The sequence below is a fragment of the Escherichia sp. E.sYA108 genome, assembly GCF_011754335.1.
GTDB classification, from domain to species: Bacteria; Pseudomonadota; Gammaproteobacteria; order Enterobacterales; family Enterobacteriaceae; genus Escherichia; species Escherichia coli.
The window spans coordinates 417,952-433,349 of sequence record NZ_JAAQVZ010000001.1; the positions used below are offsets into that span (position 1 = coordinate 417,952).

The 15,398-nt window shown below is 51.8% G+C and carries 19 protein-coding genes; 13 read left to right on the plus strand and 6 right to left on the minus strand.

The window, feature by feature from the left end; genetic code table 11:
• Positions 1 to 21: 21 nt before the first annotated feature.
• Positions 22 to 654 carry a cAMP-activated global transcriptional regulator CRP gene (gene crp, locus HBM92_RS01895; RefSeq protein ID WP_000242755.1) on the minus strand — a complete coding sequence of 211 codons (633 nt, stop codon included), beginning with the start codon at positions 652 to 654 and terminating at the stop codon, positions 22 to 24.
• A 301-nt stretch (positions 655 to 955) separates the two neighbouring features.
• On the opposite strand from crp, the gene HBM92_RS01900 reads away from it, so the two are divergent.
• Positions 956 to 1,360, plus strand: coding sequence for an OsmC family protein (locus HBM92_RS01900; protein ID WP_001148908.1), 405 nt, complete (start codon positions 956 to 958; stop codon positions 1,358 to 1,360).
• Positions 1,361 to 1,414: 54 nt separating this feature from the next.
• Here the strand turns inward: HBM92_RS01900 and HBM92_RS01905 are convergent, their stop codons facing one another.
• The 4 genes from HBM92_RS01905 to HBM92_RS01920 are packed head-to-tail and all read right to left on the minus strand — an operon-like array spanning position 1,415 to position 5,485.
• Entirely contained in the window at positions 1,415 to 2,284 is an 870-nt protein-coding gene (locus HBM92_RS01905) for a phosphoribulokinase (protein ID WP_001274684.1), read from the minus strand.
• 53 nt (positions 2,285 to 2,337) lie between these two features.
• Complete coding sequence (locus HBM92_RS01910) at positions 2,338 to 2,556, minus strand: YheU family protein (RefSeq protein WP_000907085.1); 219 nt, start codon at positions 2,554 to 2,556, stop codon at positions 2,338 to 2,340.
• On the minus strand, positions 2,550 to 3,572 hold the full coding sequence (locus HBM92_RS01915) for a hydrolase (protein ID WP_000057387.1): 1,023 nt from the start codon (positions 3,570 to 3,572) through the stop codon (positions 2,550 to 2,552). The genes HBM92_RS01910 and HBM92_RS01915 overlap by 7 nt, the downstream gene beginning before the upstream one ends.
• Positions 3,572 to 5,485: an ABC transporter ATP-binding protein gene (locus tag HBM92_RS01920; protein ID WP_000634808.1), complete on the minus strand. Its 1,914-nt coding sequence runs from the start codon at positions 5,483 to 5,485 to the stop codon at positions 3,572 to 3,574. Before HBM92_RS01920 ends, HBM92_RS01915 begins: the two co-directional genes overlap by 1 nt.
• Positions 5,486 to 5,615: 130 nt before the next feature.
• Here HBM92_RS01920 and kefG point away from each other — a divergent pair, with 130 nt between their 5' ends.
• The 4 genes from kefG to slyD all read left to right on the plus strand — a co-directional run bounded on the left by kefG (position 5,616) and on the right by slyD (position 8,867).
• Positions 5,616 to 6,167 carry a glutathione-regulated potassium-efflux system ancillary protein KefG gene (gene kefG, locus HBM92_RS01925; RefSeq protein ID WP_001297514.1) on the plus strand — a complete coding sequence of 184 codons (552 nt, stop codon included), beginning with the start codon at positions 5,616 to 5,618 and terminating at the stop codon, positions 6,165 to 6,167.
• Positions 6,167 to 7,972: a glutathione-regulated potassium-efflux system protein KefB gene (gene kefB / locus HBM92_RS01930; protein ID WP_000399163.1), complete on the plus strand. Its 1,806-nt coding sequence runs from the start codon at positions 6,167 to 6,169 to the stop codon at positions 7,970 to 7,972. Before kefG ends, kefB begins: the two co-directional genes overlap by 1 nt.
• 9 nt (positions 7,973 to 7,981) lie before the next feature.
• Complete coding sequence (locus HBM92_RS01935; protein WP_001007730.1) at positions 7,982 to 8,182, plus strand: YheV family putative zinc ribbon protein; 201 nt, start codon at positions 7,982 to 7,984, stop codon at positions 8,180 to 8,182.
• A gap of 94 nt (positions 8,183 to 8,276) precedes the next feature.
• Positions 8,277 to 8,867 carry a peptidylprolyl isomerase gene (gene slyD / locus HBM92_RS01940; protein ID WP_000861334.1) on the plus strand — a complete coding sequence of 197 codons (591 nt, stop codon included), beginning with the start codon at positions 8,277 to 8,279 and terminating at the stop codon, positions 8,865 to 8,867.
• 48 nt (positions 8,868 to 8,915) lie between these two features.
• Here slyD and HBM92_RS01945 read toward each other — a convergent pair whose 3' ends face one another.
• A complete protein-coding gene (locus tag HBM92_RS01945) occupies positions 8,916 to 9,134 on the minus strand; it encodes a protein SlyX (protein WP_001153615.1) in 219 nt (72 codons plus the stop codon).
• Positions 9,135 to 9,354: 220 nt separating this feature from the next.
• Between HBM92_RS01945 and fkpA the strand changes: the two genes are divergently transcribed.
• The 8 genes from fkpA (at position 9,355) to fusA (ending at position 15,374) form a co-directional block, all read left to right on the plus strand.
• Positions 9,355 to 10,167: an FKBP-type peptidyl-prolyl cis-trans isomerase gene (gene fkpA, locus HBM92_RS01950; RefSeq protein WP_000838261.1), complete on the plus strand. Its 813-nt coding sequence runs from the start codon at positions 9,355 to 9,357 to the stop codon at positions 10,165 to 10,167.
• Between the two features lie 166 nt (positions 10,168 to 10,333).
• Entirely contained in the window at positions 10,334 to 11,056 is a 723-nt protein-coding gene (locus tag HBM92_RS01955) for a transcriptional regulator (protein WP_000091466.1), read from the plus strand.
• A complete protein-coding gene (gene tusD, locus HBM92_RS01960) occupies positions 11,056 to 11,442 on the plus strand; it encodes a sulfurtransferase complex subunit TusD (protein ID WP_001209702.1) in 387 nt (128 codons plus the stop codon). Before HBM92_RS01955 ends, tusD begins: the two co-directional genes overlap by 1 nt.
• Positions 11,442 to 11,801 (plus strand): sulfurtransferase complex subunit TusC, encoded by a 360-nt coding sequence (gene tusC / locus HBM92_RS01965; RefSeq protein ID WP_000820734.1) that lies wholly within the window; start codon positions 11,442 to 11,444, stop codon positions 11,799 to 11,801. Before tusD ends, tusC begins: the two co-directional genes overlap by 1 nt.
• Positions 11,802 to 11,808: 7 nt before the next feature.
• Positions 11,809 to 12,096, plus strand: a complete 288-nt coding sequence (tusB, locus tag HBM92_RS01970; RefSeq protein ID WP_000903381.1) for a sulfurtransferase complex subunit TusB — start codon at positions 11,809 to 11,811, stop codon at positions 12,094 to 12,096.
• A 125-nt stretch (positions 12,097 to 12,221) separates the two neighbouring features.
• Positions 12,222 to 12,596 carry a 30S ribosomal protein S12 gene (rpsL, locus tag HBM92_RS01975; RefSeq protein ID WP_000246815.1) on the plus strand — a complete coding sequence of 125 codons (375 nt, stop codon included), beginning with the start codon at positions 12,222 to 12,224 and terminating at the stop codon, positions 12,594 to 12,596.
• A 96-nt stretch (positions 12,597 to 12,692) separates the two neighbouring features.
• Positions 12,693 to 13,163 (plus strand): 30S ribosomal protein S7, encoded by a 471-nt coding sequence (rpsG, locus tag HBM92_RS01980; protein WP_001138043.1) that lies wholly within the window; start codon positions 12,693 to 12,695, stop codon positions 13,161 to 13,163.
• Between the two features lie 96 nt (positions 13,164 to 13,259).
• Positions 13,260 to 15,374, plus strand: coding sequence for an elongation factor G (fusA, locus tag HBM92_RS01985; protein WP_000124700.1), 2,115 nt, complete (start codon positions 13,260 to 13,262; stop codon positions 15,372 to 15,374).
• Positions 15,375 to 15,398 lie beyond the last annotated feature (24 nt).

A 15,398-nucleotide genomic window follows, 5' to 3' on the forward strand; every position in this document is an offset into this window, starting at 1 on the left:
TAACGCGCCACTCTGACGGGATTAACGAGTGCCGTAAACGACGATGGTTTTACCGTGTGCGGAGATCAGGTTCTGATCTTCCAGCATCTTCAGAATGCGTCCCACGGTTTCACGAGAACAGCCGACAATCTGACCGATTTCCTGACGGGTAATTTTGATTTGCATACCGTCCGGGTGAGTCATAGCATCCGGTTGTTTTGCCAGATTCAGCAGAGTCTGTGCAATGCGGCCCGTCACGTCGAGGAACGCCAGGTTGCCCACTTTCTCTGAAGTGACTTGCAGACGACGCGCCATCTGTGCAGACAGACGCATCAGAATGTCCGGGTTTACCTGAATCAATTGGCGAAATTTTTTGTACGAAATTTCAGCCACTTCACAGGCGGTTTTCGCACGTACCCATGCGCTACGTTCCTGGCCCTCTTCAAACAGGCCCAGTTCGCCAATAAAATCACCCTGATTCAGATAGGAGAGGATCATTTCTTTACCCTCTTCGTCTTTGATCAGCACTGCCACAGAGCCTTTAACGATGTAGTACAGCGTTTCCGCTTTTTCACCCTGGTGAATAAGCGTGCTCTTGGATGGGTACTTATGAATGTGGCAATGAGACAAGAACCATTCGAGAGTCGGGTCTGTTTGCGGTTTGCCAAGCACCATGCGCGGTTATCCTCTGTTATAAGCTTTCTCCAGAGCCAGATAACGCCGCTGTCTCTGGATTGCCGAAATATGCTTCCCGCTACCTGGGAAGGGGCTATCAACTGTACTGCACGGTAATGTGGCGTCCTTTGCATACATGCAGTACATCAATATATTACTGTAGCATCCTGACTGTTTTAGCATAGCTTTCGCTTTGTGTCTCCTGGTGTCTCGCTTCAGCATGACCCAGGTCGCCTTCCGTTGCGCGATTTGGTTAGTACGCGTACTCTGTCAGGAAAATTGACGCAGTGGAGTAGCAAAAATGCAAGCGCGAGTGAAGTGGGTCGAAGGGTTAACTTTTCTGGGCGAATCCGCCTCTGGTCACCAGATTTTAATGGACGGCAACTCAGGCGATAAAGCACCAAGCCCGATGGAAATGGTGTTGATGGCAGCGGGTGGTTGCAGTGCCATCGATGTGGTTTCTATCCTGCAAAAAGGGCGTCAGGATGTGGTCGATTGTGAAGTAAAATTGACCTCTGAACGCCGCGAAGAGGCACCACGCCTGTTTACGCACATTAATCTGCATTTTATCGTTACCGGTCGCGACCTGAAAGACGCAGCGGTTGCACGTGCGGTTGATCTCTCTGCCGAGAAATATTGTTCAGTGGCGCTGATGCTGGAAAAAGCGGTGAATATTACTCACTCGTATGAAGTGGTTGCCGCGTGATTTAACTATCCCGTTGTGAAGCCGGATAGTATTTTATCCGGCGTAATAGCAGCGTTACTCGATTTTCTTTCCTTCCATCAATCGTTGCACCAGCGGCAGCATAATTAATTCCATTGCCAGACCCATTTTGCCGCCAGGCACCACTAACGTATTGATGTGGGAAATGAATGAGCCTTGCAACATCGCCAGCAGCCAGGGGAAATCGATCCCTTCCAGATTACGAAAATGGATCACCACAAAGCTTTCATCCAGCGACGGGATACCTTTTGCCGCGAACGGATTTGAGGTGTCGACGGTGGGAACGCGCTGGAAATTAAGATGGGTGCGGGAAAACTGCGGTGTGATGTAGTTGATATAGTCTTCCATTGAACGCACTACCGAGTCCATCACTGCTTCTCGTGAGTGCCCGCGCTCGCTGGTGTCGCGGATCAGTTTTTGAATCCACTCAAGGTTAACGATAGGCACCACGCCGACCAGTAAGTCCACATGCTGCGCAACGTTATGCTGTGGCGTGACTACGCCGCCGTGTAAACCTTCATAAAACAGTACATCAGTGGGTTCCGGTAAAGATTGCCAGGGGGTGAATGTCCCCGGTACCTGATTCCACGGTACGGCTTCGTCGTAGGTATGCAGATATTTGCGAGATTTCCCTTTGCCGCTCTGACCGTATTCAATGAAGGTTTGTTCCAGCAGGCCGAAGTCGTTCGCTTCGGGGCCGAAGTAGCTGATATGCCGCCCGGCGTCGCGCGCTTTGCGGATCGCCATGTCCATTTCCGGGCGGGTATAACGGTGAAAACTGTCGCCTTCCACCTCGGCTGCATGCAGATTTAACTGCGCGAATATTTTACGAAACGCGAGGCTGGTGGTGGTGGTCCCCGCGCCGCTGGATCCTGTTACCGCAATGACCGGATGTTTGGCAGACATAGTAACTCCATGACTTAGCTATCATTATTATCTCGTCCGCCGACGGTTGCAGGTTATTCGCGAAACTGACTGCGCGGCATGATATTGACCGTTTCGTGCAGCTCCGACCATACCAGCACCGCTTCTCCGCACTGTAGCTGGCGTTTGACGTCGGCGACTTTCTGTTCAAGTGTACGCTCATGTTCACCATAATCGGTGCCTTCACGTAACACAAAGCTTTCAATTAAATTTTCCAGCGTTTCGGGGGAGAGGTCTTGCCACGGAATCAACATGATTTCGCCTCCAGATACGTTGTTAACCAGTCAGGAATGCGTGACTCCAGCCACATTTGCGGATGAAGTAATGTACCGCCAATAAAGCCAACATGACCGCCATGTTCAGTCAGCTGATACTCCACCTGCGGGGGGAGACTTTCCGGTTTCGGGATCACCTGATGATCCATAAACGGATCGTCTTTGGCGTGAATAATCAGTGTCGGTTTGGCTATCCGATTGAGCATCGGCATGGCGCTACACTGACGATAATAGTCGATAGCGTCAGCGTAGCCGTGAATTCTGGCGGTGATGAGATCGTCAAATTCACGGATGCGACGTACCGATTTTAACTGCGTGAGATTAATCGGCAGTGTTCCGGGGTAGGCTGCCAGCTTGCGCGCGGCATTGGCTTTTAACAGGTTCAGCAAGTAACGCTGATAAATGCGGGAAAAGCCCTTTTCCATATGGTAACTACAGGCCTCCAGCATAAACGGCGCAGAGACAATCACTGCCGCATCAATCGGGAGATCATTGCCTTCTTTTGCCAGCAAACAGGCCAGCATATTACCGCCGAGCGAATAGCCGACGGCAGCCGTTGGCGCATGACCAAACTCGCGTTGCAGCCAGCGTAAAAACCAACTGGCGTCTTCGGTTTCGCCCGAATGGTAAATGCGGTGCATACGGTTTGGTTCACCGCTGCATCCGCGAAAATGCATCACCACGCCCAGCCAGCCGCGCTTTTGCGCCGCCTCAACCAGACCGTGAGCGTAAGGGCTATTGAGACTGCCTTCCAGCCCGTGAAATACCACTAAACGCGGTTTATGCCGCGCCTGTGCAGGATCTTCACTCCACGCGAGATCGACAAAATCGCCGTCGGGCAACTCCAGCCGCTGCCAGTACGGGGTGAATTTCACCTTGCGACGGAACAGACGCGGCAGCATGGTTTGTAGATGACAATTGCTAAAGCCGCGCATAGGGGTGAATTCAGCACTGCTGCTAAATTCATTGGCATCGGTCGTTGTTATCTGCGCCATCAGTTGCTTTGGCCTTCCAGCAGCATCTGCTCAAGCTGCTCCTGGGCTTCCAGCCATGCCATTTCGCACTCTTCCAGGCCGGATTTGGCGCTGGCTTGCTGTTGCAGGCAGGCGGTCAACTCCGCTTTACGGTTTTGATCGTACAGTTCGCTGTCGCCGAGTTTCTCTTCCGCCTGCGCCAGTTGCGCGTTCAGCTTCTCCATCTCTTTTTCCAGACGGGCAATCTCTTTACGCAGTGGCTGGGTTTGCGCACGCAGCTCCGCTTCCCGACGCTTCTGATCTTTACGTGCCTGGGCGCTGTTCGCGTTCTCTTTTGGCGCTTCGTCGGTCTGGTTTTCCTGCTTTTGTACGTCGCTCAACCACTGTTGATAATCTTCCAGATCGCCGTCGAACGGTTCGACTTTACGATCGTGAACCAGGTAGAGATCGTCAGTGGTGGAACGCAGCAAATGACGGTCGTGCGAGACGACAACCAGCGCGCCTTCGAACTCGATTAATGCTTCGGTGAGTGCCTGACGCATGTCGAGGTCAAGGTGGTTGGTCGGTTCGTCGAGCAGCAGCAGATTCGGACGCTGCCAGACAATTAATGCCAGCACCAGGCGGGCTTTTTCCCCACCGGAGAAGCGGCGCGTTTCTTCGGTTACTTTATCGCCCTGGAAACCAAAGCCGCCGAGGTAGTCACGCAGTTTTTGTTCCAGCTCCTGCGGCGCTAAACGTGCCAGATGTTGAAGAGGCGATTCGTCGGCGCGCAGGTATTCCAGTTGATGCTGGGCGAAGTAGCCGAGCTTGATCCCTTTCGCCAGACCAATTTCACCGCTGACTGGCGCAAGTTCGCCGGCTAACAGTTTGATTAATGTCGATTTACCCGCGCCGTTGCGGCCTAACAGACCAATGCGCGAGCCGGGGACCAGATTCAGTTTAATCGAGTCGAGAATAATGCGATCACCATAGCCTGCGCTGACTTTTTCCATCTTTAATAACGGATTAGGCAGGCTTTCCGGCGCGCGGAAGCTAAAGCGGAACGGGTTGTCGACGTGCGCGGGGGCAATCAGCTCCATACGCTCGAGCATCTTGATGCGGCTCTGGGCCTGCTTCGCTTTGGTGGCTTTGGCACGGAAACGGTCGATATAACTTTGCAAATGCGCCACGCGTTCCTGCTGGCTTTCATACATCGCTTGTTGCTGCGCCAGACGGGTGGCGCGCTGTACTTCAAACGAACTGTAGTTGCCGGTGTACTCGAACATGCTTTGTTGTTCGATATGAATAATTTTATCAACGATCGGATCGAGGAAATCGCGATCGTGAGAGATCAGGATCAGCGTGCCCTGATAGCTCTTCAGCCATTTTTCCAGCCAGATAACGGCATCGAGATCGAGGTGGTTAGTCGGTTCGTCGAGCAGCAGCAAGTCTGAACGGCAAATCAGCGCCTGGGCAAGGTTAAGACGCATACGCCAGCCACCGGAGAAATCACTTACCGGGCGCTCCAGTTGTTCATTGCTGAAACCGAGGCCGTGCAGCAGGCTGGCGGCACGGGAGCGAATACTCCATGCGTCAATAGCATCCAGCTTGCCATGAATGGTCGCAATGGCGTGCCCGTCGTTACGTTCGTTGGCGTCGTGTAGCTGCGCTTCCAGTTGACGATATTCACGGTCGCCGTCAATGACATATTCCAGCGCCGCTTGCGGTAACGCCGGTGTTTCCTGATTCACCCACGCCAGTTGCCAGCTTCCCGGAAAGGTGTAGCTGCCGCCGTCGGCGCTGATTTCATTTTTCAGCAATGCCAGCAGGGTAGATTTACCACAGCCGTTTTTACCCACCAGGCCGACTTTCTGCCCAGGGTTGATGGTGGCGGTGGCATTATCCAGCAGGACGCGCACGCCGCGACGAATTTGTAACGAGGAAAAAACAATCATAAGGCGCCGTATGTTCAGACTATGTTAACTTATCATTATGATAATGTAATGTATGGGCGAGCTGCCGCACCGGGCGCAATGGTAGCCCAAAACAGCGACTATACACAAAAACCATACCGGGAGGGGGATGATGTCTCAGCCAGCGAAAGTTTTGCTGCTGTATGCCCATCCGGAATCTCAGGACTCGGTGGCAAACCGGGTTCTGCTTAAACCGGCCACGCAGCTCAGCAATGTTACCGTGCACGACCTTTACGCGCACTATCCCGACTTTTTTATTGATATCCCTCGTGAGCAGGCATTACTGCGCGAGCACGAGGTGATTGTCTTTCAGCATCCTCTTTATACCTATAGCTGCCCGGCGCTACTGAAAGAGTGGCTGGACCGGGTATTAAGCCGTGGTTTTGCCAGCGGACCGGGGGGAAACCAACTGGCGGGAAAGTACTGGCGTAGCGTGATTACCACCGGGGAGCCGGAAAGTGCTTACCGTTATGACGCGTTGAATCGCTACCCGATGAGCGATGTTCTGCGCCCCTTTGAACTGGCGGCGGGCATGTGCCGGATGCATTGGTTAAGCCCCATCATTATTTACTGGGCGAGACGGCAAAGCGCACAGGAGCTGGCGAGCCACGCCAGAGCCTACGGTGACTGGCTGGCAAATCCGCTGTCTCCAGGAGGCCGCTGATGGAAGGTTCTGATTTTTTACTCGCAGGAGTGCTGTTTCTCTTCGCGGCGGTGGCTGCGGTGCCGCTGGCATCGCGGCTGGGTATTGGTGCAGTGTTGGGATATTTGCTGGCGGGGATTGCGATTGGCCCGTGGGGGCTGGGGTTTATTAGCGACGTCGATGAGATCCTCCACTTTTCGGAACTCGGCGTGGTATTCCTGATGTTTATCATCGGCCTTGAGTTGAATCCCTCCAAGCTTTGGCAACTGCGGCGTTCGATTTTTGGCGTAGGCGCGGCACAGGTGCTGTTAAGCGCGGCGTTGCTGGCAGGATTATTGATGCTGACCCATTTCTCATGGCAGGCGGCGGTGGTCGGTGGCATTGGCCTTGCGATGTCTTCAACTGCAATGGCGTTGCAATTGATGCGTGAGAAAGGGATGAATCGCAGCGAATCCGGCCAGTTAGGTTTCTCGGTACTGCTGTTTCAGGATCTGGCGGTGATCCCGGCACTGGCGTTAGTGCCGTTGTTGGCGGGTTCGGCAGACGAACATTTCGACTGGATGAAGATCGGCATGAAGGTGCTGGCGTTTGTCGGCATGCTGATTGGCGGGCGCTATTTACTGCGTCCGGTATTCCGTTTTATTGCAGCTTCTGGCGTGCGGGAAGTGTTCACCGCTGCGACGCTGCTGCTGGTGTTGGGTTCCGCATTGTTTATGGATGCGCTGGGGTTGTCGATGGCGCTCGGTACGTTTATTGCGGGTGTGCTACTGGCGGAAAGTGAATATCGCCATGAACTGGAAACGGCTATCGATCCCTTCAAAGGCTTGCTGCTCGGTTTGTTCTTTATCTCTGTCGGCATGTCGCTCAACCTCGGGGTGCTTTATACCCATCTGTTGTGGGTAGTGATAAGTGTGGTTGTGCTGGTGGCGGTGAAAATTCTCGTGCTGTATCTGCTGGCGCGATTGTATGGCGTGCGCAGTTCTGAGCGGATGCAGTTTGCTGGCGTGTTGAGTCAGGGCGGTGAGTTTGCCTTTGTCCTCTTTTCTACCGCTTCTTCACAACGCTTATTCCAGGGCGACCAGATGGCGCTGTTGCTGGTGACGGTGACGCTTTCCATGATGACCACGCCGCTGCTGATGAAGCTGGTCGATAAATGGCTATCCCGCCAGTTTAACGGACCGGAAGAAGAAGACGAAAAACCATGGGTCAACGATGATAAACCGCAGGTCATTGTCGTGGGCTTTGGGCGTTTTGGTCAGGTGATTGGTCGTTTGCTGATGGCAAATAAAATGCGCATTACTGTACTGGAGCGGGATATCAGTGCCGTTAACCTGATGCGCAAATATGTCTACAAAGTTTATTACGGCGACGCCACGCAGGTAGATCTTTTACGTTCTGCGGGTGCAGAGGCCGCTGAGTCTATCGTCATTACCTGTAACGAGCCGGAAGACACTATGAAGCTGGTGGAAATATGCCAGCAGCACTTTCCGCATTTGCATATTCTTGCGCGAGCGCGCGGACGTGTGGAAGCGCATGAGTTATTACAGGCAGGGGTGACGCAGTTTTCCCGTGAAACATTCTCCAGTGCGTTAGAGCTGGGGCGCAAGACGCTGGTCACGCTTGGCATGCATCCGCATCAGGCGCAGCGCGCGCAACTGCATTTTCGCCGCCTGGATATGCGAATGCTGCGGGAGTTAATCCCGATGCATGCTGATACCGTACAAATTTCTCGCGCCAGGGAAGCCCGACGTGAACTGGAAGAGATTTTCCAGCGTGAAATGCAACAAGAACGACGCCAGCTGGACGGCTGGGATGAATTTGAGTAGAGGGTAAAGATGGCAATCCGAAAACGTTTTATTGCGGGCGCAAAATGCCCGGCCTGTCAGGCACAGGATTCAATGGCGATGTGGCGCGAAAATAATATTGATATCGTTGAATGTGTTAAGTGTGGACATCAGATGCGAGAAGCAGACAAAGAAGCCCGCGATCACGTCCGCAAAGATGAGCAAGTGATTGGGATTTTTCATCCGGACTAGCGATATGCGCCGAGTTTTTTTAAGCTAGTGAGTACACGGCTGCAGAATTCCGCTACAATCTGCGCCACTATTCTTCCCATGCTCAGGAGATATCATGAAAGTAGCAAAAGACCTGGTGGTCAGCCTGGCCTATCAGGTACGTACAGAAGACGGTGTGTTGGTTGATGAGTCTCCGGTGAGTGCGCCGCTGGACTACCTGCATGGTCACGGTTCCCTGATCTCTGGCCTGGAAACAGCGCTGGAAGGTCATGAAGTTGGCGACAAATTTGATGTCGCTGTTGGCGCGAACGACGCTTACGGTCAGTACGACGAAAACCTGGTGCAGCGCGTTCCTAAAGACGTATTTATGGGCGTTGATGAACTGCAGGTAGGTATGCGTTTCCTGGCTGAAACCGACCAGGGTCCGGTACCGGTTGAAATCACTGCGGTTGAAGACGATCACGTAGTGGTTGATGGTAACCACATGCTGGCTGGTCAGAACCTGAAATTCAACGTTGAAGTTGTGGCGATTCGCGAAGCGACCGAAGAAGAACTGGCTCATGGTCACGTTCACGGCGCGCACGATCACCACCACGATCACGACCACGACGGTTGCTGCGGTGGTCATGGCCACGATCACGGTCATGAACACGGTGGCGAAGGCTGCTGTGGCGGTAAAGGCAACGGCGGTTGCGGTTGCCACTAATATCGAAAAGGTGACAAAAAAGCGGGGAATCCCCGCTTTTTTTACGCCTCAATAATGTGGCGGAGGCGTTTCTTCAGCCTGCGACGCGATGTTCGACGGCTGGCTGGCTTTTAACTTCTCGGTCAGCAGACGCAGATGATCGCGCAGTTTCGCCATCTCCATTTCATGAGCGGTCACCGTGACGTTCAGTTCTTCAATGGTGATTTCCTGAAAAGCCAGTCGGCTCTCCAGCTCTGCCAGGCGTGCTTCCAATGATAAATCCTGCATGATTCACCTCTTTTGTCGAATGGTCGCCGCGGATTCTACTTAACTTTGCTGCCCGAGACAGCACTCATTTCGCGGTCATCGAAACTAATTTAAACAAAAAGAGTCTGAAAATAGATGATAATAGGGCGTGTCTGTATGTAGATTTGTTCGACAACGCTTTATAGTACCCTTCTGATAATAGTTAACCCTGGGGTGAGATGCCCCGATCCTGGAGATATGGATGAAATCACTGTTTAAAGTAACGCTGCTGGCGACCACAATGGCCGTTGCCCTGCATGCACCAATCACTTTTGCTGCTGAAGCTGCAAAACCTGCTACAACTGCTGACAGCAAAGCAGCGTTCAAAAATGACGATCAGAAATCAGCTTATGCACTGGGTGCTTCGCTGGGTCGTTACATGGAAAACTCTCTTAAAGAACAAGAAAAACTGGGCATCAAACTGGATAAAGATCAGCTGATCGCTGGTGTTCAGGATGCATTTGCTGATAAGAGCAAACTTTCCGACCAAGAGATCGAACAGACTCTGCAAGCATTCGAAGCTCGCGTGAAGTCTTCTGCTCAGGCGAAGATGGAAAAAGACGCGGCTGATAACGAAGCAAAAGGTAAAGAGTACCGCGAGAAATTTGCCAAAGAGAAAGGTGTGAAAACCTCTTCCACTGGTCTGGTTTATCAGGTAGTAGAAGCCGGTAAAGGCGAAGCCCCGAAAGACAGCGATACTGTTGTAGTGAACTACAAAGGTACGCTGATCGACGGTAAAGAGTTCGACAACTCTTACACCCGTGGTGAACCGCTCTCTTTCCGTCTGGACGGTGTTATCCCGGGTTGGACAGAAGGTCTGAAGAACATCAAGAAAGGCGGTAAGATCAAACTGGTTATTCCACCAGAACTGGCTTACGGCAAAGCGGGTGTTCCGGGGATCCCACCGAATTCTACCCTGGTGTTTGACGTAGAGCTGCTGGATGTGAAACCAGCGCCGAAGGCTGATGCAAAGCCGGAAGCTGATGCGAAAGCCGCAGACTCTGCTAAAAAATAAGCACTAAGAACCGCCGCCTGACCAGGCGGCGGTTTTTTTATTACAGGCCGGATATAATTAGTGCTGGAAAGCGGAACCTCCGCTGTATTAATTTAGTTACCCGCATCATTAATGAGCCTGCCCTGAAAAGTTAACGACAGGCTCCTGAAAAGGAGTGTTTTTTTTCATGTCCAGGTCGCTTTTAACCAACGAAACCAGTGAGTTGGATTTACTGGATCAACGTCCTTTTGACCAGACCGATTTTGATATTCTGAAATCCTACGAAGCGGTGGTGGACGGGTTAGCGATGCTTATTGGCTCCCACTGTGAAATCGTTTTGCACTCTTTGCAGGATCTAAAATGTTCAGCCATTCGCATTGCTAACGGTGAACATACAGGCCGGAAGATTGGTTCGCCAATTACTGACCTGGCGCTACGTATGCTGCACGATATGACGGGAGCGGATAGCAGCGTTTCTAAATGCTACTTTACTCGCGCCAAAAGCGGCGTATTAATGAAGTCCCTGACTATCGCGATTCGTAACCGCGAACAGCGTGTAATTGGTCTGCTGTGCATCAATATGAATCTTGATGTTCCCTTCTCGCAGATTATGAGCACTTTTGTGCCGCCGGAAACTCCGGATGTCGGTTCAAGCGTCAACTTTGCCTCTTCTGTTGAAGATCTGGTTACCCAAACGCTGGAGTTTACCATCGAAGAAGTGAATGCCGATCGCAATGTTTCTAATAACGCCAAAAATCGTCAGATCGTGCTAAATCTCTACGAGAAAGGGATCTTCGATATTAAAGACGCGATCAACCAGGTTGCTGACCGCCTGAACATCTCCAAACACACTGTCTATCTCTACATCCGCCAGTTCAAGAGCGGTGATTTCCAGGGGCAAGATAAGTAATGCGTTTTGCCATCGTGGTGACCGGGCCAGCATACGGTACGCAACAGGCGAGTAGTGCTTTTCAGTTTGCGCAGGCGCTAATAGCAGAAGGCCATGAGTTAAGCAGCGTTTTTTTCTATCGGGAAGGGGTCTATAACGCTAACCAATTGACCTCACCGGCAAGCGACGAATTTGACCTTGTGCGCAGCTGGCAACAGTTGAATATGCAACATGGTGTGGCGCTGAATATCTGCGTAGCGGCGGCATTACGCCGTGGCGTTGTTGATGAAACGGAAGCCGGAAGACTGGGGCTGGCTTCGTCAAACCTTCAGACGGGATTTACCTTAAGCGGACTTGGCGCGCTGGCGGAAGCCTCGCTGACCTGTGACAGGGTGGTACAGTTCTGATGAAACGAATTGCGTTTGTTTTTTCTACTGTGCCTCATGGCACCGCGGCTGGCCGCGAGGGATTAGATGCTTTACTCGCAACTTCCGCATTAACTGACGATCTGGCCGTCTTCTTTATTGCTGATGGCGTTTTTCAGCTGCTGCCAGGACAAAAGCCCGATGCAGTGCTGGCGCGTGATTACATTGCCACTTTTAAATTGTTGGGTCTGTACGATATTGAACAGTGCTGGGTTTGTGCGGCTTCACTGCGCGAACGCGGGTTAGATCCGCAGACACCTTTTGTTGTCGAAGCCACGCCGCTCGAAGCAGATGCCTTACGCCGCGAACTCGCCAACTACGATGTTATTTTGAGGTTTTGAGGCATTTATGCTGCACACATTACATCGTTCACCCTGGCTGACGGATTTTGCTGCGCTGCTGCGTCTGCTCAGTGAAGGTGACGAACTGCTATTATTGCAAGATGGCGTAACTGCCGCAGTTGACGGCAACCGCTACCTTGAAAGTCTGCGTAATGCCCCCATTAAGGTCTATGCTCTGAACGAAGACCTTATTGCCCGCGGTTTGACTGGTCGAATTTCGAACGACATCATTCCCATTGACTATACTGATTTCGTCAGACTTACGGTTAAGCACTCCAGCCAGATGGCCTGGTGATGGCGGGATCGTTGTATATTTCTTGACACCTTTTCGGCATCGCCCTAAAATTCGGCGTCCTCATATTGTGTGAGGACGTTTTATTACGTGTTTACGAAGCAAAAGCTAAAACCAGGAGCTATTTAATGGCAACAGTTAACCAGCTGGTACGCAAACCACGTGCTCGCAAAGTTGCGAAAAGCAACGTGCCTGCGCTGGAAGCATGCCCGCAAAAACGTGGCGTATGTACTCGTGTATATACTACCACTCCTAAAAAACCGAACTCCGCGCTGCGTAAAGTATGCCGTGTTCGTCTGACTAACGGTTTCGAAGTGACTTCCTACATCGGTGGTGAAGGTCACAACCTGCAGGAGCACTCCGTGATCCTGATCCGTGGTGGTCGTGTTAAAGACCTCCCGGGTGTTCGTTACCACACCGTACGTGGTGCGCTTGACTGCTCCGGCGTTAAAGACCGTAAGCAGGCTCGTTCCAAGTATGGCGTGAAGCGTCCTAAGGCTTAATGGTTCTCCGTTAAGTAAGGCCAAACGTTTTAACTTAAATGTCAAACTAAACTCGTAGAGTTTTGGACAATCCTGAATTAACAACGGAGTATTTCCATGCCACGTCGTCGCGTCATTGGTCAGCGTAAAATTCTGCCGGATCCGAAGTTCGGATCAGAACTGCTGGCTAAATTTGTAAATATCCTGATGGTAGATGGTAAAAAATCTACTGCTGAATCTATCGTATACAGCGCGCTGGAGACCCTGGCTCAGCGCTCTGGTAAATCTGAACTGGAAGCATTCGAAGTAGCTCTCGAAAACGTGCGCCCGACTGTAGAAGTTAAGTCTCGCCGCGTTGGTGGTTCTACTTATCAGGTACCAGTTGAAGTCCGTCCGGTTCGTCGTAATGCTCTGGCAATGCGTTGGATCGTTGAAGCTGCTCGTAAACGCGGTGATAAATCCATGGCTCTGCGCCTGGCGAACGAACTTTCTGATGCTGCAGAAAACAAAGGTACTGCAGTTAAGAAACGTGAAGACGTTCACCGTATGGCCGAAGCCAACAAGGCGTTCGCACACTACCGTTGGTAATCCCTTCGGAGTTTTAGTCACCAGGCGGGCGCTTCCAGTAAGCAGCCCGCTTTGGGCTACTTAAATTGAACGCCTAAAAGATAAACGAGGAAACAAATGGCTCGTACAACACCCATCGCACGCTACCGTAACATCGGTATCAGTGCGCACATCGACGCCGGTAAAACCACTACTACCGAACGTATTCTGTTCTACACCGGTGTAAACCATAAAATCGGTGAAGTTCATGACGGCGCTGCAACCATGGACTGGATGGAGCAGGAGCAGGAACGTGGTATTACCATCACTTCCGCTGCGACTACTGCATTCTGGTCTGGTATGGCTAAGCAGTATGAGCCGCATCGCATCAACATCATCGACACCCCGGGGCACGTTGACTTCACAATCGAAGTAGAACGTTCCATGCGTGTTCTCGATGGTGCGGTAATGGTTTACTGCGCAGTTGGTGGTGTTCAGCCGCAGTCTGAAACCGTATGGCGTCAGGCAAACAAATATAAAGTTCCGCGTATTGCGTTCGTTAACAAAATGGACCGCATGGGTGCGAACTTCCTGAAAGTTGTTAACCAGATCAAAACCCGTCTGGGCGCGAACCCGGTTCCGCTGCAGCTGGCGATTGGTGCTGAAGAACATTTCACCGGTGTTGTTGACCTGGTGAAAATGAAAGCTATCAACTGGAACGACGCTGACCAGGGCGTAACCTTCGAATACGAAGATATCCCGGCAGACATGGTTGAACTGGCTAACGAATGGCACCAGAACCTGATCGAATCCGCAGCTGAAGCTTCTGAAGAGCTGATGGAAAAATACCTGGGTGGTGAAGAACTGACTGAAGCAGAAATCAAAGGTGCTCTGCGTCAGCGCGTTCTGAACAACGAAATCATCCTGGTAACCTGTGGTTCTGCGTTCAAGAACAAAGGTGTTCAGGCGATGCTGGATGCGGTAATTGATTACCTGCCATCCCCGGTTGACGTACCTGCGATCAACGGTATCCTGGACGACGGTAAAGACACTCCGGCTGAGCGTCACGCAAGTGATGACGAGCCGTTCTCTGCACTGGCGTTCAAAATCGCTACCGACCCGTTTGTTGGTAACCTGACCTTCTTCCGTGTGTACTCCGGTGTGGTTAACTCTGGTGATACCGTACTGAACTCCGTGAAAGCTGCACGTGAGCGTTTCGGTCGTATCGTTCAGATGCACGCTAACAAACGTGAAGAGATCAAAGAAGTTCGCGCGGGCGACATCGCAGCTGCAATCGGTCTGAAAGACGTAACCACTGGTGACACCCTGTGTGACCCGGATGCGCCGATCATTCTGGAACGTATGGAATTCCCTGAGCCGGTAATCTCCATCGCAGTTGAACCGAAAACCAAAGCTGACCAGGAAAAAATGGGTCTGGCTCTGGGCCGTCTGGCTAAAGAAGACCCGTCTTTCCGTGTATGGACTGACGAAGAATCTAACCAGACCATCATCGCGGGTATGGGCGAACTGCACCTCGACATCATCGTTGACCGTATGAAGCGTGAATTCAACGTTGAAGCGAACGTAGGTAAACCGCAGGTTGCTTACCGTGAAACTATCCGCCAGAAAGTTACCGATGTTGAAGGTAAACACGCGAAACAGTCTGGTGGTCGTGGTCAGTATGGTCATGTTGTTATCGACATGTACCCGCTGGAGCCGGGTTCAAACCCGAAAGGCTACGAGTTCATCAACGACATTAAAGGTGGTGTAATCCCTGGCGAATACATCCCGGCCGTTGATAAAGGTATCCAGGAACAGCTGAAAGCAGGTCCGCTGGCAGGCTACCCGGTAGTAGACATGGGTATTCGTCTGCACTTCGGTTCTTACCATGACGTTGACTCCTCTGAACTGGCGTTTAAACTGGCTGCTTCTATCGCCTTTAAAGAAGGCTTTAAGAAAGCGAAACCAGTTCTGCTTGAGCCGATCATGAAGGTTGAAGTAGAAACTCCTGAAGAGAACACCGGTGACGTTATCGGTGACTTGAGCCGTCGTCGTGGTATGCTCAAAGGTCAGGAATCTGAAGTTACTGGCGTTAAGATCCACGCTGAAGTACCGCTGTCTGAAATGTTCGGATATGCAACTCAGCTGCGTTCTCTGACCAAAGGTCGCGCATCATACACTATGGAATTCCTGAAGTATGATGAAGCGCCGAGTAACGTTGCTCAGGCCGTAATTGAAGCCCGTGGTAAATAAGCCTAAGGGTTAATACCAAAGTCC